General features: G+C 51.1%; 13 protein-coding genes, 1 tRNA gene and 2 rRNA genes. 4 read left to right on the top strand and 12 right to left on the bottom strand.

Annotation, left to right across the window (positions count from 1 at the left end; genetic code table 11):
- Positions 1 to 105: 105 nt before the first annotated feature.
- From A7983_RS07855 to A7983_RS07810, 10 genes are all read right to left on the bottom strand, one after another.
- Positions 106 to 3,013 (bottom strand): 23S ribosomal RNA (locus A7983_RS07855).
- Positions 3,014 to 3,241: 228 nt separating this feature from the next.
- A tRNA-Glu gene (locus A7983_RS07850) sits at positions 3,242 to 3,317 on the bottom strand.
- Between the two features lie 141 nt (positions 3,318 to 3,458).
- Positions 3,459 to 5,001, bottom strand: a 16S ribosomal RNA gene (locus tag A7983_RS07845).
- Together the 16S and 23S rRNA genes with 1 tRNA gene alongside form the textbook arrangement of a ribosomal RNA operon.
- Positions 5,002 to 5,430: 429 nt before the next feature.
- A complete protein-coding gene (gene rbsR, locus A7983_RS07840; protein WP_005976504.1) occupies positions 5,431 to 6,426 on the bottom strand; it encodes a ribose operon transcriptional repressor RbsR in 996 nt (331 codons plus the stop codon).
- 3 nt (positions 6,427 to 6,429) lie between these two features.
- A complete protein-coding gene (gene rbsK, locus A7983_RS07835; protein ID WP_005976507.1) occupies positions 6,430 to 7,356 on the bottom strand; it encodes a ribokinase in 927 nt (308 codons plus the stop codon).
- A 339-nt stretch (positions 7,357 to 7,695) separates the two neighbouring features.
- A complete protein-coding gene (gene rbsB, locus A7983_RS07830; RefSeq protein WP_005976509.1) occupies positions 7,696 to 8,583 on the bottom strand; it encodes a ribose ABC transporter substrate-binding protein RbsB in 888 nt (295 codons plus the stop codon).
- Positions 8,584 to 8,608: 25 nt separating this feature from the next.
- A complete protein-coding gene (rbsC, locus tag A7983_RS07825) occupies positions 8,609 to 9,577 on the bottom strand; it encodes a ribose ABC transporter permease (RefSeq protein WP_005976511.1) in 969 nt (322 codons plus the stop codon).
- A gap of 7 nt (positions 9,578 to 9,584) precedes the next feature.
- Positions 9,585 to 11,090: a ribose ABC transporter ATP-binding protein RbsA gene (rbsA, locus tag A7983_RS07820; protein WP_005976513.1), complete on the bottom strand. Its 1,506-nt coding sequence runs from the start codon at positions 11,088 to 11,090 to the stop codon at positions 9,585 to 9,587.
- A gap of 7 nt (positions 11,091 to 11,097) precedes the next feature.
- Positions 11,098 to 11,517 (bottom strand): D-ribose pyranase, encoded by a 420-nt coding sequence (rbsD, locus tag A7983_RS07815; RefSeq protein ID WP_005976515.1) that lies wholly within the window; start codon positions 11,515 to 11,517, stop codon positions 11,098 to 11,100.
- 316 nt (positions 11,518 to 11,833) lie between these two features.
- The gene (locus A7983_RS07810) at positions 11,834 to 12,229 is read right to left on the bottom strand and encodes a YgiW/YdeI family stress tolerance OB fold protein (protein ID WP_005976516.1); all 396 of its coding nucleotides are present in this window, start codon (positions 12,227 to 12,229) and stop codon (positions 11,834 to 11,836) included.
- 259 nt (positions 12,230 to 12,488) lie between these two features.
- Here A7983_RS07810 and qseB point away from each other — a divergent pair, with 259 nt between their 5' ends.
- Entirely contained in the window at positions 12,489 to 13,151 is a 663-nt protein-coding gene (gene qseB / locus A7983_RS07805) for a quorum sensing response regulator transcription factor QseB (RefSeq protein ID WP_005976518.1), read from the top strand.
- The gene (gene qseC / locus A7983_RS07800) at positions 13,148 to 14,497 is read left to right on the top strand and encodes a quorum sensing histidine kinase QseC (RefSeq protein WP_005976520.1); all 1,350 of its coding nucleotides are present in this window, start codon (positions 13,148 to 13,150) and stop codon (positions 14,495 to 14,497) included. The genes qseB and qseC overlap by 4 nt, the downstream gene beginning before the upstream one ends.
- A gap of 142 nt (positions 14,498 to 14,639) precedes the next feature.
- Here qseC and kup read toward each other — a convergent pair whose 3' ends face one another.
- The gene (gene kup / locus A7983_RS07795; RefSeq protein ID WP_005976522.1) at positions 14,640 to 16,508 is read right to left on the bottom strand and encodes a low affinity potassium transporter Kup; all 1,869 of its coding nucleotides are present in this window, start codon (positions 16,506 to 16,508) and stop codon (positions 14,640 to 14,642) included.
- Positions 16,509 to 16,844: 336 nt separating this feature from the next.
- On the opposite strand from kup, the gene ravA reads away from it, so the two are divergent.
- Complete coding sequence (gene ravA, locus A7983_RS07790; RefSeq protein ID WP_005976524.1) at positions 16,845 to 18,344, top strand: ATPase RavA; 1,500 nt, start codon at positions 16,845 to 16,847, stop codon at positions 18,342 to 18,344.
- Positions 18,345 to 18,349: 5 nt separating this feature from the next.
- On the top strand, positions 18,350 to 19,828 hold the full coding sequence (gene viaA, locus A7983_RS07785; protein ID WP_005976526.1) for an ATPase RavA stimulator ViaA: 1,479 nt from the start codon (positions 18,350 to 18,352) through the stop codon (positions 19,826 to 19,828).
- On the opposite strand, the gene asnA is transcribed toward viaA, so the two are convergent.
- Complete coding sequence (asnA, locus tag A7983_RS07780) at positions 19,825 to 20,817, bottom strand: aspartate--ammonia ligase (RefSeq protein ID WP_005976528.1); 993 nt, start codon at positions 20,815 to 20,817, stop codon at positions 19,825 to 19,827. The two genes, viaA and asnA, sit on opposite strands and share 4 nt — an antisense overlap.
- Positions 20,818 to 20,830: the final 13 nt, after the last annotated feature.

The raw sequence follows: 20,830 nt of genomic DNA, 5'->3' as shown, positions 1-20,830 counted from the left end.
ACCGTTATGCTTTACTCTTTTGTATCGCACAACCATCAGAACCAATCTTTGAACAAGCTGAATATCGTTCTTATGAGTCATCTCACAAAACACCTTCGGTGTTGTAAGGTTAAGCCTCTCGGGTCATTAGTACTGGTTAGCTCAACGTATCGCTACGCTTACACACCCAGCCTATCTACGTCGTCGTCTTCAACGGCCCTTCAGGGACATCTAGTGTCCAGGGAAGACTCATCTCGAGGCAAGTTTCCCGCTTAGATGCTTTCAGCGGTTATCTCTTCCGCACTTAGCTACCGGGCAATGCAATTGGCATCACAACCCGTACACCAGTGGTGCGTTCACTCCGGTCCTCTCGTACTAGGAGCAACCCCTCTCAATCTTCCAACGCCCACGGCAGATAGGGACCGAACTGTCTCACGACGTTCTAAACCCAGCTCGCGTACCACTTTAAATGGCGAACAGCCATACCCTTGGGACCTACTTCAGCCCCAGGATGTGATGAGCCGACATCGAGGTGCCAAACACCGCCGTCGATATGAACTCTTGGGCGGTATCAGCCTGTTATCCCCGGAGTACCTTTTATCCGTTGAGCGATGGCCCTTCCATTCAGAACCACCGGATCACTAAGACCTGCTTTCGCACCTGCTCGAGCTGTCACTCTCGCAGTCAAGCTAGCTTATGCCTTTGCACTAACCTCCTGATGTCCGACCAGGATTAGCTAACCTTCGTGCTCCTCCGTTACGCTTTGGGAGGAGACCGCCCCAGTCAAACTACCCACCAGACACTGTCCGCAACCCGGATTACGGGCCTACGTTAGAACATCAAACATTAAAGGGTGGTATTTCAAGGTTGGCTCCATGCAGACTGGCGTCCACACTTCAAAGCCTCCCACCTATCCTACACATCAAGGCTCAAGGTTCAGTGTCAAGCTATAGTAAAGGTTCACGGGGTCTTTCCGTCTTGCCGCGGGTACACTGCATCTTCACAGCGAGTTCAATTTCACTGAGTCTCGGGTGGAGACAGCCTGGCCATCATTACGCCATTCGTGCAGGTCGGAACTTACCCGACAAGGAATTTCGCTACCTTAGGACCGTTATAGTTACGGCCGCCGTTTACCGGGGCTTCGATCAAGAGCTTCGCCTTGCGGCTGACCCCATCAATTAACCTTCCGGCACCGGGCAGGCGTCACACCGTATACGTCCACTTTCGTGTTTGCACAGTGCTGTGTTTTTATTAAACAGTTGCAGCCAGCTGGTATCTGCGACTGGCTTCAGCTCCATCCGCAAGGGACTTCACCTACACGCCAGCGTGCCTTCTCCCGAAGTTACGGCACCATTTTGCCTAGTTCCTTCACCCGAGTTCTCTCAAGCGCCTGAGTATTCTCTACCTGACCACCTGTGTCGGTTTGGGGTACGATTTGATGTTACCTGGAGCTTAGAGGCTTTTCCTGGAAGCGTAGCATTGGTTACTTCATCACCGTAGTGACTCGTCATCACGCCTCAGTGTTAACGATGACCCGGATTTACCTAAGTCACCCACCTTCACGCTTAAACCGGGACAACCGTCGCCCGGATAACCTAGCTTTCTCCGTCCCCCCTTCGCAGTAACACCGAGTACAGGAATATTAACCTGTTTCCCATCGACTACGCTTTTCAGCCTCGCCTTAGGGGTCGACTCACCCTGCCCCGATTAACGTTGGACAGGAACCCTTGGTCTTCCGGCGTGCGGGTTTTTCACCCGCATTATCGTTACTTATGTCAGCATTCGCACTTCTGATACCTCCAGCAGCCCTCACAGGCCACCTTCGACGGCTTACAGAACGCTCCCCTACCCAACAACACCTAAGTGTCGCTGCCGCAGCTTCGGTGCATGGTTTAGCCCCGTTACATCTTCCGCGCAGGCCGACTCGACCAGTGAGCTATTACGCTTTCTTTAAATGATGGCTGCTTCTAAGCCAACATCCTGGCTGTCTGTGCCTTCCCACATCGTTTCCCACTTAACCATGACTTTGGGACCTTAGCTGGCGGTCTGGGTTGTTTCCCTCTTCACGACGAACGTTAGCACCCGCCGTGTGTCTCCCGTGATAACATTCTTCGGTATTCGTAGTTTGCATCGGGTTGGTAAGTCGGGATGACCCCCTAGCCGAAACAGTGCTCTACCCCCGAAGATGAGTTCACGAGGCGCTACCTAAATAGCTTTCGGGGAGAACCAGCTATCTCCCGGTTTGATTGGCCTTTCACCCCCAGCCACAAGTCATCCGCTAATTTTTCAACATTAGTCGGTTCGGTCCTCCAGTTAGTGTTACCCAACCTTCAACCTGCCCATGGCTAGATCACCGGGTTTCGGGTCTATACCCTGCAACTTAACGCCCAGTTAAGACTCGGTTTCCCTGCGGCTCCCCTATACGGTTAACCTTGCTACAGAATATAAGTCGCTGACCCATTATACAAAAGGTACGCAGTCACCTAACAAGTAGGCTCCCACTGCTTGTACGTACACGGTTTCAGGTTCTATTTCACTCCCCTCGCCGGGGTTCTTTTCGCCTTTCCCTCACGGTACTGGTTCACTATCGGTCAGTCAGGAGTATTTAGCCTTGGAGGATGGTCCCCCCATATTCAGACAGGATGTCACGTGTCCCGCCCTACTCATCGAACTCACAACTTGTGCATTTTTGTGTACGGGACTATCACCCTTTACTGTGCGACTTTCCAGACGCTTCCACTAACACACAAACTGATTCAGGTTCTGGGCTCCTCCCCGTTCGCTCGCCGCTACTAGGGGAATCTCGGTTGATTTCTTTTCCTCGGGGTACTGAGATGTTTCAGTTCCCCCGGTTCGCCTCATGACACTATGTATTCATGTCATGATAATGTGTCGAAACACATTGGGTTTCCCCATTCGGGTATCGTCGGGTATAACGCTTCATATCAGCTTACCGACGCTTATCGCAGATTAGCACGCCCTTCATCGCCTCTGACTGCCTAGGCATCCACCGTGTACGCTTAGTCGCTTAACCTCACAACCCGAAGATGTTTCTTTCGATTCACCATCGCGCTGCGATTATTTGAGAGACTCATTGACAGACTGATGCATCACGACCTACCCGAAGGCAGTCCTGTATGTTCAGCTGTCATGTTTCAATTTTCAGCTTGTTCCAGATTGTTAAAGAGCAATATCGTAAACATGACTCCGAAGAATCATCTTTAAGATATTCGGTGATAATGTCTTTCACTCATTATCGGATTGGCGTCCCCAAGGGGATTCGAACCCCTGTTACAGCCGTGAAAGGGCAGTGTCCTAGGCCTCTAGACGATGGGGACACGATAAATCCGTACCGAATCAGAAATCCGGTACTATCGCGTCAGCATGAGTCTACACTCATGACATCAACAGGTGCGCTTGCTCAGTATTTTCATCAGACAATCTGTGTGAGCACTTCACGTAACACACATCTTTTTTGGTAAGGAGGTGATCCAACCGCAGGTTCCCCTACGGTTACCTTGTTACGACTTCACCCCAGTCATGAATCACAAAGTGGTAAGCGCCCTCCCGAAGGTTAAGCTACCTACTTCTTTTGCAACCCACTCCCATGGTGTGACGGGCGGTGTGTACAAGGCCCGGGAACGTATTCACCGTAGCATTCTGATCTACGATTACTAGCGATTCCGACTTCATGGAGTCGAGTTGCAGACTCCAATCCGGACTACGACGTACTTTATGAGGTCCGCTTGCTCTCGCGAGGTCGCTTCTCTTTGTATACGCCATTGTAGCACGTGTGTAGCCCTACTCGTAAGGGCCATGATGACTTGACGTCATCCCCACCTTCCTCCGGTTTATCACCGGCAGTCTCCTTTGAGTTCCCACCATTACGTGCTGGCAACAAAGGATAAGGGTTGCGCTCGTTGCGGGACTTAACCCAACATTTCACAACACGAGCTGACGACAGCCATGCAGCACCTGTCTCACAGTTCCCGAAGGCACTAAGGTATCTCTACCGAATTCTGTGGATGTCAAGAGTAGGTAAGGTTCTTCGCGTTGCATCGAATTAAACCACATGCTCCACCGCTTGTGCGGGCCCCCGTCAATTCATTTGAGTTTTAACCTTGCGGCCGTACTCCCCAGGCGGTCGACTTAACGCGTTAGCTCCGGAAGCCACGCCTCAAGGGCACAACCTCCAAGTCGACATCGTTTACAGCGTGGACTACCAGGGTATCTAATCCTGTTTGCTCCCCACGCTTTCGCACCTGAGCGTCAGTCTTTGTCCAGGGGGCCGCCTTCGCCACCGGTATTCCTCCAGATCTCTACGCATTTCACCGCTACACCTGGAATTCTACCCCCCTCTACAAGACTCTAGCCTGTCAGTTTTGAATGCAGTTCCCAGGTTAAGCCCGGGGATTTCACATCCAACTTAACAGACCGCCTGCGTGCGCTTTACGCCCAGTCATTCCGATTAACGCTTGCACCCTCCGTATTACCGCGGCTGCTGGCACGGAGTTAGCCGGTGCTTCTTCTGCGGGTAACGTCAATCAGCAAGGTTATTAACCTTACTGCCTTCCTCCCCGCTGAAAGTGCTTTACAACCCGAAGGCCTTCTTCACACACGCGGCATGGCTGCATCAGGCTTGCGCCCATTGTGCAATATTCCCCACTGCTGCCTCCCGTAGGAGTCTGGACCGTGTCTCAGTTCCAGTGTGGCTGGTCATCCTCTCAGACCAGCTAGGGATCGTCGCCTAGGTGAGCCATTACCTCACCTACTAGCTAATCCCATCTGGGCACATCCGATGGCAAGAGGCCCGAAGGTCCCCCTCTTTGGTCCGAAGACGTTATGCGGTATTAGCTACCGTTTCCAGTAGTTATCCCCCTCCATCAGGCAGTTTCCCAGACATTACTCACCCGTCCGCCGCTCGTCACCCAGAGAGCAAGCTCTCCTGTGCTACCGCTCGACTTGCATGTGTTAGGCCTGCCGCCAGCGTTCAATCTGAGCCATGATCAAACTCTTCAATTTAAGATTTGTTTGATTTGCTGAACTCGTCAGCGATGCTCAAAGAATTAGTTACTGTTCATTCGTAATGAATTTACTGTTGTTCACTCTTCAAGACTTTTTTATATCGTTAAGATACGGTCTTGTGAGTGCCCACACAGATTGTCTGATTATATTGTTAAAGAGCAGTGCCACTTCTTCGGTGGCGCGGGCTGCATATACTATGCTAATCCGCTTTAAAGTCAAGTCATTACTGACCGCCTTTAGTAAATCTTTTTCCTGTCACTACAACCGCGTGTCGCTGTTGCCGTGTCAGTGGAGGCGCATTATAGGGACTTCTCGGCGGCTGACAAGCGCTAAATGCAAAATAATTTCCGAGTGAGGATTTTTTCAGCAAAGCGCAGTAAAAGACGGCGTTATGCGGGATTTTTCAGCGTTTTATTAGCCAAAATATTATCGAACAGACTGACGCACCATTAATTCCGGTGTCAGCACCAACACATTAGGTTCAGTATTTGGATGTTCCAGACGATAAAGCAGCGTATCAATCGCTAATTCGCCGAGTTCACCCTTTGGTTGGTGAACCGTAGTAAGAGGCGGAGACATATAGCGGGCCAGTTCAATATCATCGTAACCAATAACCGCCATGTCTTGAGGGATTGAAAGCCCAGCCTGATAAAGTGCGTGGTAAACACCAACCGCCATTGCATCGTTACTGGTGAACACCGCGTCGGGTTTATCTTCCAGCGCTAATAATTGTTGCATCGCGCGATAGCCCGTTTCAAATTCAAAATCACCAAAAATCTCATAATCCGCGGGAACGGATAGCCCAGCGAGTTGCATCGCCTGCCGATAGCCCTCCAGTCGGTTATAGGCTGTCGTTTTATCTTTCGGACCCGCAATGCAGGCTATCTTTTTATATCCGCGAGAAATGAGGTAATTGGTCGCGATCTCTCCGCCGAGCAAAGAGTTATCTTTAATGACATCCATGACACCTTCAAAAGGTGCCCAATCCATCATGACCATAGGAACGGAAGGATAGCGACTCATCATTTCAGGCAAGGGGCGATGGCTTTCAGTGCACATCAGCAATACGCCGTCGACCCGCTTTTGCAGCAGCGTTTCGAGGCTATGACTCATTCTGTCGCGATCGCCTTCGGTGTTACATAGAATCAGGCTATAGCCCCGCTCATAACAACAGCGTTCAACGCCACGCACGACTTCAGCATAAAATGGGTTACTACTGGCCGTGAGCAACATGCCGATGGTGCGGGTCTGGTTTATTTTCAGACTTCTGGCCAGCGCAGACGGCGCATAGTTGAGATCATCAACGGCCTTCATCACCTTTTCGCGGATGGTATCGCTGACAAAGCGATTGTTATTAATGACGTGAGATACAGTAGAAGTAGAAACGCCCGCCAAACGGGCGACATCTTTCATGGTGGCCAAAGATCACTCCTGAGCTTGCAAAAATGCGTCGATCTCTTCACGCCATGGAACAGAAGGTTGAGCGCCCCGGCGAGTTACCGCAATCGCTGCCGCCGCATGAGCGAATTTCACAGCAGAAGACATTGGTCGGTTTTCCAGTAAGGCGGTAACTAACGCACCATTAAAAGTGTCTCCGGCAGCAATAGTATCCACGGCTTTTACGCGATACCCCGGAATACGCTGCCCTTGACCACCTTCACTCAACCATACGCCGCGGCTACCCAGCGTGATGAGAACCGTTTCGATACCTTTCTCATGCAGAACTCGAGCTGCGCGAGCGGCGTCCTCTTCCGTCTCAATAGTAATTCCAGTCAGGAACTGTGCTTCAGTTTCATTCGGCGTGATCATATTGACCAGCGATAACAGTTCATCAGGCAGTTCACGGGCAGGGGCGGGATTAAGAATCACTTTAGTTTGGTGTTCATGCGCCAGTTTAGCTGCCTCGATAACCGTTTCCAACGGCGATTCAAGCTGCATAAGCAAGGCAGAAGCATCAATAATGTGTTGCTGATGACGATGAAGATAATCAGGCGTCACCGCCGCATTCGCGCCAGCGTTAATTGCGATCATGTTCTCAGCGTCAGCGTTAACAAAAATCAGCGCAACGCCAGTCGTTTCCCCAGAGATAGCCTCAACGGCGGAAACATCAATGTTATCCTTGGATAGCTGCTGACAAATGCGAGCACCAATATCATCGTTTCCTACGCTGGCAATAAAAGCGATATCCGCACCACTTCGGCCAGCAGCAACCGCCTGGTTAGCCCCTTTCCCGCCGAAAGCGACACTATATTGTTCACCGATCACCGTTTCGCCCGGGCGGGGAAATTGCTCAAGATTGAGAATATGGTCAGCATTAATACTGCCCAGCACCACCAGCTTACCCGTTTTCATTATGTCGAATCCCGCTACGTTAATAATGCGCCACCACAAACGGGTGGCGCGAGCCCTGCTTTATACCCGTCATACTTCAAGTTGTTTGTGCGTTGTTTGCCCTTACTCACCCCAGTCACTTACTTGTGTAAGCTCCTGGGGATTAATGAGCCTCATTTATGAGCCTCACCCTTCGGGCCAGCGCTAGCGCTGTTCAAATCGTTATAAGACTGATTTGTCGTGCGGTTACCGCGTTACAAGGCCATAAATGGGCCTTGCCCTAAAGGGTCAACGCAGAGCGTTGTTCAAAACGCTTAACGTTTTGTCATGCAACTCGAATTATTTAGGGTATATTTCTACTTATTTAGCTACCAGCTTCAGGTCAACTGGAATGATGGCCTGCGTTTTTTCACCTTTCAGCACTTTCGCAGCCGTTTCGATACCAATTACACCGATCTGGTCTGGACGCTGAGCCACCGTAGCAGCCAGCTTGCCTGACTCAACGGCTTTCACGCCGTCTTGAGTACCGTCAAAGCCCACAACCAGCACATCGGTTTTGCCTGCGGTTTGCAGTGCACGCAGTGCGCCTAACGCCATTTCGTCGTTCTGTGCAAATACCGCCTGAACGTCAGGGTGTGCAGTCAGCAGGTTCTGCATCACGTTCAACCCTTTAGTACGATCGAAGTCAGCCGGTTGGCTTGCCAGCATAGCGAATTTATTTTTCTCAGCAGATTTCATGAAACCCGCCCCACGCTCACGTGCGGCAGAAGTTCCTGCGATCCCTTCTAACTGAATCACCTTGGCACCTTCACCCAATTTTTTGGCAATGAAATCACCGGCAACTTTACCGCCGAAAGCGTTATCAGAAGCAACGTGGCTGACAACTTCACCACTGCTAGCGACACGGTCCAGCGTAATAACCGGGATCTTGGCCTGATTGGCCATTTTGATTGCATTGCCTACTGCATCAGAGTCAGTCGGGTTGATCAGCAACACTTTGGTGCCGCGTACCGTTAAATCCTGAACGTTAGCCAGTTCTTTCGCAGGGTTATTCTGAGAATCCAGCACAATCAACTCATAGCCCAGTTTGTCAGCTTCTTTCTGTGCCCCCTCTTTCATGGAAACAAAGAACGGGTTATTCAGCGTAGAAACCACCAGAGCAACCGTATCTTTGGCCAAGGCATTAGCACTGACAGTCGCGCTCAGCGCAACAGCGGAAACCAGAGTAGCCAGCTTTTTCATATTCATAACTCAATTCCTGTGTGAATGAAGGTTATTTACTGCTTTTGTTATCTACCAGAACCGCCAGCAAAATGACGACTGCTTTGACGATCATTTGGTAGTAAGAAGAAACACCTAATAAATTCAGTCCGTTGTTGAGGAAACCAAGGATCAGTGCGCCGATCAACGTGCCTACAATACGCCCCTTGCCTCCTGCCAGACTGGTGCCGCCCAATACCACCGCGGCGATGGCATCCAGTTCATACCCTGTACCCGCGGTAGGCTGTGCAGAGGACAAACGTGCAACTTCGATAATTCCCGCAAGAGCAGACAGCAGCCCACACAGGGAATAGACAATAATCTTGATTTTATCCACGCTGATACCGGACAAACGGGTCGCGGATTCATTACCGCCCAGCGCATAGATATAGCGCCCCAGGCGCGTGTGGTGCAGCATGTACCAGGTTGCAGCGAAGACGATAGCCATGATCCAGATTGGCGTCGGAATACCCAACGGGCGACCGATACCGAACCAGCCAAAAGCATCTGCCACATCGGAAAAACCGGTATTAACCGGGCTACCGTTGGTATAAACCATCGTTACACCACGCAGTAACAGCATCATGACCAGCGTAGCGATAAATGCCTGCACTTTGCCTTTGGAAACGATGACACCCGTGCCGGCGCCAATCAGCGCGCCCAGTGCCAGTGCACCAAATACTGCCACCAGCGCATTCACTTCAAGCCCAACGATGGAAGCCGCGACAGCACCGGTGAGTGCCAACAGTGAACCCACCGATAAGTCGATTCCCGAGGTCAGAATCACCAGCGTCATACCGACGGCCATAATGGCGTTAACCGATGTCTGCTGGAGAATATTGAACAGGTTATTCAGGGTGAAAAAGTTAGGGCTCATGGCAGAAACAACCGCAATCAGGATCAGGAGCGCGATCAGCGATTTCTGCTCCAGTAACCACTCTTTGCTGAACCAGCGTTTTGCCGCGATAGATTGAGAACTCATGTCTGACTTACTCCTGCTTTGCGCCGTATTGCTTACCAACGGCCGCAGCCATCAGTACTTCCTGGGTTGCTTGCTCAATCGAGAAATCACCGCTCAAGCGCCCCTCATGCATCACAATGATGCGATCGCTCATTCCCAAGACTTCAGGCATTTCGGATGACACCAATATGATGCTCAGCCCTTCTTCTTTGAATTGATTGATTAACTGATAAATTTCTTTCTTCGCCCCCACATCGACGCCACGCGTCGGCTCATCAAGGATCAGGACATTGGGGCGCGTCATCAGGCCACGGGCAATCGCCACTTTTTGCTGATTACCACCGGAAAGCAGGCCGATAGGCTGCGTCATAGAAGGCGTTTTAACGTTGAACAGGCGAATAAAGTCAGCGACCGCCAACTGTTCTTCAGCATGTTTGAGACGACCGCCAGCATGGCTGAAATAGCGCAGTGCGGTTAACGACATATTTTCCTTTACCGACATGCCCAGCACCAGACCATCTCGCTTGCGATCTTCAGAGATATAAACGATGCCGTTGGCCAAACCATCCTGCGGTTTACGGGTCACTACGTCTCGACCATCCAGCGTCACATTGCCGCCAGTACGCGGCAGCGCGCCGTAGATAATTTTCATAAGTTCAGTACGGCCCGCGCCCATCAACCCTGCGACACCCAGGATTTCACCTTTCCGTACCGTAAAGCTGACGCTGTCTACACCAGGCCCAGACAGGTTCTGCACCTTAAGGCGAACCTCTCCCGGCGCTTTATTCGAACGTGGGTACTGATCTTCCAGCTTGCGGCCCACCATCATTTCAATCAGCGTATCTTCCTGTAAGTCGCTTACCGGACGCTCGCCGATAAACTGACCATCGCGGAAAACGGTAATGTCATCGCAGATTTCGAAGATTTCTTTCAAACGGTGGGAAATATAAACGATGCCGCATCCCTGAGATTGCAGCTCTTTGATCACACTGAATAACGACGCAGTTTCGGTGTCGGTCAGGGCATCGGTCGGTTCATCCATGATGATGACTTTCGATTCAAAGCTCAGAACCTTGGCAATTTCCACCATTTGCTGATCGCCAATCGATAAATCCCCCACCATACGGCGACTGTCGTAGCGCAAATTAAGGCGTTTCAGCAGCTTATCGGCTTCCGCATACATCTTGTTCCAATCAATACGACCGAAGCGATTGGTAAATTCACGACCGAGGAAGATATTCTCGGCAATCGTAAGCTGGGGAATCAGGTTAAGTTCCTGATGGATAATACCGATACCTGCTTCCTGAGACGCTTTCGGTCCATTGAAATCCACCTCTTGCCCTAGAAAATGGATGCTGCCGGCATCTTTACGATAGATCCCGGTCAGGACTTTCATCATGGTGGACTTGCCCGCACCGTTCTCGCCCACCAGCGCCATCACTTTTCCTGGATAGACATTGAGTGCCGCACCGGAAAGCGCTTTAACGCCGGGAAAAGATTTCATGATGCCTTGCAGTTGCAGTAAAGGTTGCATTGATGCCTCAGAACGTTACGCCAGCACAAAGGATGACATTGGCATACGGGGAGCACTCTCCGCTGCGAATGATGGCCCGGCTTTTGCCGCTTTGGGTTTTAAATTCTTCATGGCTGACATAGTGCAATGCAATTGAGTTTCCCTGATGTTGTTCAAGTTGCTTCAATTGATCGAGTAATGCGTCATGGACCGCGGGGTTCTTTTCAATCATCTCTTCCGCCAGAATAGCGGCCTCGACCTGCATTTCACTGGTGACAATATTAACCACCTGCAAAAACGTCGGCACATTGTGCGTCAGCGCCAGATCGATACGAGTCGTCGTTTCTGGAATTGGTAAACCAGCATCACCAATAACAAGGCTATCGGTGTGCCCCAGTCGAGCAATCACGGAAGAAATATCTGAATTCAATAGTGCTGCTTTTTTCATCTCTCACCCCACCAGCGAAACGTTTCGCTGATAATATTCTAGAAAAAGAAGAGAGAAAGGCAACGAAGAAATAAAAAAAATGTGATCACCATCGAAACGTTTCGCTAACAAAAAATAAAGACAACATGATGTGGTTACTGACTCTAGATGATTCAAGTTTCAGGAAGATGGCAAAGAAAGGCGTCTTGGTGAGCTTGATCACGTCGATTACTTGGGTGAATCAATATAGCCAACGTGAAAAATGACAGGTATAGATGATTGATAAATAGGGAAATGGCGGACAACAGCCCACCACTTGAGAATTGAAGATAACGGATTAGAGTTTACGGATCTGCTTCACATCCAGTTCGACAGAGTTGAAGTCTTTATCCAACTCCCCCTGGATTTCCACTTTATCCGTGGGCGAAACCATCTGGCCATTCCAACGCTTGTGATCGATTTCAACTTCTATCGTGCCCGTCGCATCGCGGAACAGGTAGTTCTCATCACCGATCCGTTTTTCAATATTACCGCTCAGCGTAACCCAACTATCATCACGCAGATCTTTAGCCTTAGCTACCGTCGTGAGGGAATTCTGTGGATCGATAAATCCCCCTTTATGTGTGCCAACCGCCGGCGTTTCTGGGTTGACGAAACCACCGCCGCTTTGTGCAGCAAATACGGGTGCAGAAACCAGAGCGGTAATAGCGAATAACGCAGCGACTTTTTTCATCGTATTCCTTCCTTATTTTGCCTGTTTTTTCAAAGTTAACTGTTTCGCAGTCAACCTGCGGGAGTAATCGGTCTTCGGGAAGGATTAAAACAAACCGTTCTTAACAGAATCTTAAGGAGTCATCCTTTACATTTTTATTTTTTTATATTGCTGAAATCGCCCGGTTTCAGCGATTTGTCCTGTACACATCACCCCACGATTTCGTATAAAACCGGGAAAGGCGTAAATGCGACAGCGGTACATTCCCTGCGAGGCGGCCATGAGAATATTGTTAGTCGAAGACGATCGCCTGATCGGTGATGGTCTAAAAGCTGGGTTGACCAAACTGGGCTTTACTATTGACTGGTTTACGGAAGGTAAAGCGGGTGCCACCGCATTGAAGGCCGCCCCTTATGACGCCGTGGTGCTCGATCTCAGCCTGCCGGGTATGGATGGGATGGATATTCTGCGCCAGTGGCGTCAGGCTGGACATGACGAACCGGTGCTGATTCTGACCGCCCGCGATGCACTGGAACAACGCGTGGAAGGATTGCAGCAGGGGGCCGATGATTATTTATGTAAACCCTTTGCGCTGACAGAAGTTGCTGCTCGCCTACAGGCACTAATTCGCCGCCGTCATGGTCAGCTCCAACCTGCATTAATACACGGCGCGGTTTCCCTTGAACCGGGCTCGCGGATCGCCACGCTTAACGGTGAACCGTTGATACTAAAATCACGCGAGCTGGCTCTGCTGGAACTGTTTTTACTCAATCCAAACCGCGTGCTCACACGTGCGCAGTTGGAAGAAAAGCTCTACGGCTGGGACGATGACGTCTCCAGCAATGCTGTCGAAGTGCATATCCACCACCTGCGCAAAAAGCTAGGCAGTGCGTTTATCCGTACCGTGCATGGCATTGGCTATATTCTGGGGGACGCACCATGAGCCGACTCAGCCTGCGTTTACGTCTGATTGTAGGTTTTGCGCTGCTGACAGTAATGTGCTGGAGTGCCGCCAGTCTGCTTGCGTGGTCTCAAACACGCCATAACATCAATGAACTATTTGATACCCAGCAAATGCTGTTTGCCAAGCGTCTGGCCACCATGAATCCCGATGAATTGCGGATCCAGTCAGCTTCTCTACCTAAAACCAAAAATCTGGTACATAAAAACCGAGGCAAGCAGGATGATGATGCGCTGGCCTTCGCCATTTTTACCCGCGACGGGAAAATGGTGTTGAACGATGGAGAGAACGGCAAAGATTTCATTTTTGACTATAAACATAACGGCTTCACCGACGGCAAACTGCGCGATGACAACGACGCGTGGCGTATCGTCTGGCTGACGACGCAGGATGATCGTTACGTGATTGCGGTGGGTCAGGAATGGGAATACCGTCAGGATATGACGCTGGATATTGTAAAAACCAACCTGATGCCCTGGCTGTTCACCCTGCCAATCATGCTGGCACTGCTTTTCTGGCTGGTGACACGTGAGCTCTCACCGCTAAAACGCATTACTGCCGAACTTCAGCAGCGATCACCCGACGACAGCACACCGCTGGCGACACAGCGCATTCCACAGGAAGTCCGCCCGCTGGTCAACGCGTTGAACCTCCTGTTTTCCCGTATCAGTGATATGTTGATTCGCGAGCGCCGCTTTACCTCCGATGCCGCTCACGAACTGCGTAGCCCGCTGGCGGCGCTGAAAGTTCAAACCGAAGTCGCACAGTTAGCGCATGACGATGAGGCCATGCGTCGCCATGCATTAATGAATCTGGATAAAGGCATCGATCGCGCTACCCGACTGGTGGATCAGCTCTTGACGCTGTCGCGACTGGATGCAGAATCACATCCCGAAGGGATGCAGCCCGTTCAGTTCAATGAACTGCTGCAACAAGCAGCGATCGCGCAGTACCACATCGCACAAACCGCAGGTATCGAACTAACACTGGACTTACCGGATACCCCCGTTATCCGGCAGGGCCATCCACTGCTGCTGACTCTGCTGGTACGCAATCTGCTGGATAATGCTATTCGCTACAGCCATGAAGGGGGAACGGTAAATCTGACGCTGACGGAACGTGGATTTAAGGTAGCCGATAGCGGACCGGGCATCAGCGATGAAGCGTTGGCAAGAATCGGCGAGCGTTTTTATCGCCCACCAGGGCAGGAAAAATCCGGCAGCGGTCTGGGGATTTCCATCGTGAACAACATCGCTACTCTGCATCACATGCAGGTTACATTCACCAACCAGCCCGAAGGCGGGCTGATCGTGTCGGTGAGTTGGTAAATCTCTATCGTTAACATAACGGCAGCAACTCGCTGCGTGTTATTAGGGAAACACGGGGATGAGGTTCCCGCAGGGACGCCTCGCCCCGTGGTCGACCGTATATCTCGATATCATCCCAACATAACTTCCTATATTGGATAACTTAAATCTCGACCTGTATCCCCAGCTCAATCAGCCTGTTCGGCGGTATTTCAAACTGATCTGCCGCCCGTAGCGCATTACGGCTAAGCATCATAAACAGCTTACCGCGCAAGCGCAGATACCACGGTCGTTCACCGATAATCAGCGATTCATTGGACATAAAGAAAGACGTTTCCATCATTTGGCAGGTTAATCCTTCCTGCCAACAGCGCTGAAAGACCTCTTCTACATCCGGTGTTTCACGCCAACCATAGCTGGCGATCACCCGCCAGAACGTTGGCGAAAGCTGTTCAACCGTCACGCGGCGGGCATTCAGCACATAAGGAGCATCCTCCGTTCGCATGGTCAACAGCACCACGCGCTCGTGCAGGATCTTGTTGTGTTTGAGATTATGCAGTAGCGCGAACGGGATCACGCGAGTCGCACGTGAGAAATACACCGCCGTACCAGGAACCCGCGTCGGTGGGGATTTCTCCAGCGAGGCAATCATGGCATCCAGCGAATTACCATGCTCATGCAATCGGCGCAGTAACCTGAAACGCTCACTTTTCCACGTCGTCATGATAATAAACATCACCATGCCCAGCGCCAGCGGCAACCAGCCGCCGGAGAGGATCTTGACCACGTTTGCCAAAAACATTGGCAGGTCGATCATCAGCAAACCTGCCAACAAAACCCATGCCAGATAGCGGTTCCAAAGCCAGTTCTTCACCGCGACCGTACAGAACAGAATGCTGGTAATCACCATCGTGCCCGTTACCGCAATACCGTAAGCCGCAGCCAGGCTGCTCGAATGCTCAAAGCTAACAATAACGATGACAACCGCGATATACAGCATCCAGTTAATGGCAGGAATATAAATCTGACCAGATTCCATATCTGACGTGTGTACGATACGCATCGGCGGCAAATAGCCCAACCGCACCGCCTGACGCGTCAGGGAAAAAACGCCGGAAATCACGGCCTGCGAGGCAATAATCGTCGCCAGAGTCGCCAGCACCATTAGTGGAATTAGCGCCCAATCAGGTGCCAACAGGAAGAATGGGTTTTTGATCGCCTCAGGATTTTTTAGCAGCAACGCGCCCTGCCCGAAGTAATTTAATACCAGCGATGGCAGCACCACCGTAAACCAGGCCAAACGAATCGGGAATTTACCAAAGTGGCCCATATCGGCATACAGCGCCTCGACACCAGTAATCGCCAGCACCACCGCGCCCAGCGCGAAGAACGACACCGCTTTATATTCGATAAAGAAGCGAACGGCGTACATCGGATTCAACGCCTGCAAAACGTCGGGGTTAGCGATAATGCTGCGCGTACCCAGTACGCCGAGCGTCAAAAACCAAATCAGCATCACGGGCGCAAACAGTTTACCGACGCTACCCGTACCGTGTTTTTGAATGATAAACAGTAATGTCAGAACGACAATCGAGAGCGGGACGATATAACTGTCCATCGACGGAGCGGCGATTTCCAGCCCTTCCATCGCCGACATCACCGAGATGGCTGGCGTGATGACCACTTCACCATAAAAGAAACTGCCGCCAATCAACCCCATAATGACCAACACGGACGTCATGCGATCGGAGGTATTACGCCCGGCCAGCGACATTAATGTGAGAATACCCCCCTCACCCGCGTTGTCGGCACGCATCACATAGGTCAGGTATTTCAGCGAAACCACGAGGACTAACAGCCAAAAGATCAGTGAAAGAAAGCCAAAGACCGAATCAGGCTCGACCCCAAAACCAAACTGCCCGGATAAACATTCCCTTAACGTATAAAGAGGGCTGGTTCCTATATCTCCATAAACCACCCCGATAGCCGCCAGCGTGACAGCCGGAAGCGAACGTTTATGTTCTGAGCTCATAAACCTATCTTCTGTTATTAATCAGTCCGCGAAGCGCGTCATTCACAGCAACTCGTCCAAAAGCGCACAGTATGCACAAATCAGGGTAAAAACCCATTTTTATTGTGCGAGCACTCGTACACGAAACATCCTGTAAAAGGTCGTTTATTGCTTACCTACCCCGTTAGGGTGTAATAATCCGTAAAAGTATTCTAATAAAAATCTGTGATCTGCCGTTTATTATTACTATTGTCTTTCTGAAAGTAGGGTTTTTCTGATGATCCACTTTCAATAAAGCAGTCGGATTCAAAAATAAACGATTTCAGTACATCACATCATGGGACTAACGGATTAATTATGCGTCAAGCTGCGGCATTAGCTGAAAGAATTTCTCGTCTCAGCCATGCGCTAGAACACGGCCTATACGAAAGACAGCACGCTATTCGCCTCTGTCTGCTGGCCGCGCTAAGCGGAGAAAGTGTTTTTCTGCTGGGGCCACCAGGTATAGCCAAAAGTATGATCGCCCGGCGTCTTAAATTCGCTTTTCGTCATGCGAACGCATTTGAGTACCTGATGACCCGCTTCTCCACCCCGGAAGAAGTATTTGGCCCCCTGTCCATTCAGGCACTAAAAGATGAAGGCCGCTACCAGCGCCTGACAGCGGGTTATCTACCAGAAGCTGAAATCGTATTTCTGGACGAAATCTGGAAAGCGGGCCCCGCTATTTTGAATACCCTACTGACGGCCATTAACGAACGACGTTTCCGTAATGGCAACAGCGAAGACACTATCCCCATGCGCCTGCTGGTCGCAGCCTCGAATGAACTGCCGGAGGCAGATGGCGGTTTGGAAGCGCTTTACGATCGAATGCTCATCCGTTTATGGCTCGATCGCGTGCAGGAAAAGCAAAATTTCCGGGCGCTGCTCGTGAATACCGGCAGCGATCGCGATAACCCCGTACCACCAGCGCTCAGCGTCAGCAATGAAGAATATCAACAGTGGCAGAAAGACATTGAGCACGTCGCATTGCCGGAAGCGGGTTTCGAACTGATTTACACGCTGCGTCAACAGTTAGATACGCTGGAACAAGCGCCCTACATTTCCGATCGACGCTGGAAGAAAGCCCTGCGCCTGCTTCAGGCCAGCGCTTTTTTCTGCGATCGGGATGCCATCACACCGGTTGATATTATTCTGCTGAAGGACTGTCTCTGGCATGACCAAAGCACGCTGACGCTCATCGAACGCCAGCTTGAGTTATTGATTACCGAGCACGCCTATCAACAAAAAAGCCTGCTGTTCCGTCTTCAGCAGGTGAATACCAGGCGTCAACAGTACCAGCGTGAACAAAGTGAATTACAGGCATTTTCGGTAGAGAAACAGGGGCACTTTCTGGGCCGAAAATTCCATTACACCTTACCTGACACGATCGTCGCTGAAACATTGGATCTGGTGCTACAACGCCCGCTGATCCTGCACGATATTGAAGTCAACCACCTGATCATCGAGAAGAATGCTCTACAAGGCTGGCTGCAAAAAGGAGGCGAAATCCGGGGTAAGCTCAACGGTATTGGTTTTACCCAACGTCTCGATCTGCTGGTGGACGATCGCCAGCACCTGACTCTCCGCGATATCAGCCTGCAATCCTCTATTCTTTCTCTGCCGGAAAAACGCGACTGTACACTTCCTGCCGAAATTACCGATGAGTATGAAAAACTGAACATGCAACTACGCGAGCAGCGTCGCTTGTTCAGCCAACATCAGCCTTGCCTGTTCGTCCCTAGTGAGTGGCTGGCTAAAATAGAAGCCAGCCTGCAACAGGTTGCCGAGCAAATCCAGCAATCAGAGCAGCAGGACTAACGCCGATGATCACGCTGGAATCACTGGAAATGCTGCTGTCTATTGATGAAAACGAGCTATTGGACGATCTTGTCGTCACACTACTGGCGACACCGCAGTTCGCTTTCTTCTTTGAAAAGTATCCCAGCCTGAAATCCGCGTTACTCAACGATCTCCCTCACTGGAAAGAAACCTTAAAGCAGCGCTTGCGCACCACGCAGGTGCCGCCAGAGCTGGAAAGAGAATTTAGCTGCTACCAACGTTCACAATCAATCGACAACCAGGCCTTTCAGACACGCCTGCCCGCGATTATGGATACGCTGAACAACGTGGAATCACCGTTTTTGACGCAGGCCTCACAGCTTATTACCTCTCCAGAGAGAACATTAGGGCAGAAGGTAACGAGTGGGCTCCATGCGCTCTTTCTTCAGCGCTGGCGGCTGAGTCTGACACTGCAAACCATTTCACTGCATCAGCAATTGATGGATCAGGAGCGGGAAATTCTGCTGGATGAATTGCAACAACGTCTGACCCTTAGCGGCAAACTCGAACCGATTTTGGCGGAAAATGAAAACGCGGCCGGACGGCTCTGGGATCTCAGCGCCGCACAGCGTATTCACACCGATCCCCGTCCATTACTGGATTTCGGTGCTTTCCTGCAACGCCAGCCAGCATTACAGAAGTTGGCGGAACGTCTGGGGCGCAGCCGGGAGACCAAATCTATCCTTACGCAGGAAGCGCCACAAGAAGCCTTCCGAGTAAGAGTACGAGAACCGGCCACCGTGCCCGAGCAGGTGAGCGGCGTGCATCAGAGCGATGATATTTTGCGTCTGATGCCCACTGAGTTGGCAACGCTGGGCATCAGTGAACTGGAATACGAATTTTATCGTCGTCTGTTGGAACACCGGCTGCTGACCTATCGCTTACAAGGTGAGAGCTGGCGCGAGAAAATCACCGAGCGCCCTGTTGTCCATCAACAAAATGAACAGCAGCCGCGTGGTCCGTTTATTGTCTGCGTTGATACTTCAGGATCGATGGGCGGCTTTAACGAACGCTGTGCCAAAGCTTTCTGTCTGGCGCTGATGCGCATCGCACTCGCCGACAATCGCCGTTGCTACATCATGCTGTTTTCCACTGGCGTGGTGAAGTATGAACTGACGTCTGAAGACGGATTAGAACAGGCAATACGCTTTCTCAGCCAGTCCTTCCGCGGCGGCACAGATATGAGCGCCTGCTTGTCAGCGTTGTTGGATAAGATGGACGATGCACTCTGGCATGATGCCGATGCCGTGGTAATTTCGGATTTTATCGCCCAGCGGTTACCGGATGAAGTAGTGAATAAGGTGAAAAGCCGTCAGAAGCAGCTACAGCATCGTTTTCATGCTGTAGCGATGTCCGATCATGGCAAACCCGGCATCATGCACATCTTTGACCATATCTGGCGCTTTGATACCGGGTTAAAAAGCCGCTTAATGCGTCGTTGGCAGAGCAATAAGGCTTATTAAAGCAGGCCGGAAACCGATTCACGCAACGGCTGTGGCCACACACCGCACTGAACCTGACCAATATGGGACAATTGCAGTAACAGCATGACCAAGCGAGACTGACCGATTCCCCCACCAATCGTTTGTGGCATCTCACCACGCAGCAGCGCCTGATGCCATTCCAGCTTCAGACGTTCTTCATCCTGCGTCAGCGCTAACTGGCGTGTTAATGCCTCGGCATCCACGCGGATCCCCATTGATGAAATCTCAAATGCATCATTCAGAACCGGGTTCCACACGACGATATCGCCGTTCAAACCGGGCAATTCCTGCTCGCCTGGTGTCGTCCAGTCATCATAATCTGGCGCACGTACATCGTGAGAGTGTCCGCTGGACAGCTTACCGCCAATACCAATCAAGAAGACGGCACCCAACTCTTTAGCAATGGCTCGCTCACGCCCTTTGGCATCCAGATCGGGATAGCGCTTCAGCAACGTTTCGGTATGCACAAAATGAATCTGCTCTGGCAGGAAAGGTTGAATACCAAACGCCTGATGTACTGCCGCTTCAGTCGCTTTAATGCCTTGATAAATACGCGTGACCGTCGATTTCAGATATTCGGCATTGCGTTCACCATCCCCCATCACGCGCTCCCAATCCCATTGATCGACATAAACGGAATGGATCGGGCTCAGGCGATCTTCGTCCGGGCGCAGCGCCTTCATGTGGGTATAAATGCCTTCCCCGAAGCTAAAATCATACGCGCCCAGCGTTTTACGTTTCCATTTCGCCAGCGAGTGCACCACTTCAAATGTGGCATCTGGCAGGGCTTTAACCTTAACCTGCACTGCTTTTTCCGTACCAGACAGGTTATCCTGCGTGCCATCGCCGATACGGCTGAGAATCGGTGCCTGGACTTCAATCAATCCCAGAAGCTGCTCCAGTTGGCTGGAGAAGAAAGATTTAACGAAGCTGATTTGCTGCTGCTTTTCGATGTACTGCTTTTTCATTGCCGCGTCTCTT

It is taken from the genome of Pectobacterium wasabiae CFBP 3304 (assembly GCF_001742185.1).
Lineage (GTDB): Bacteria > Pseudomonadota > Gammaproteobacteria > Enterobacterales > Enterobacteriaceae > Pectobacterium > Pectobacterium wasabiae.
The sequence above is the reverse complement of the archived record's forward strand: the minus strand, read 5'-3'. Positions and strand labels throughout refer to the sequence as shown.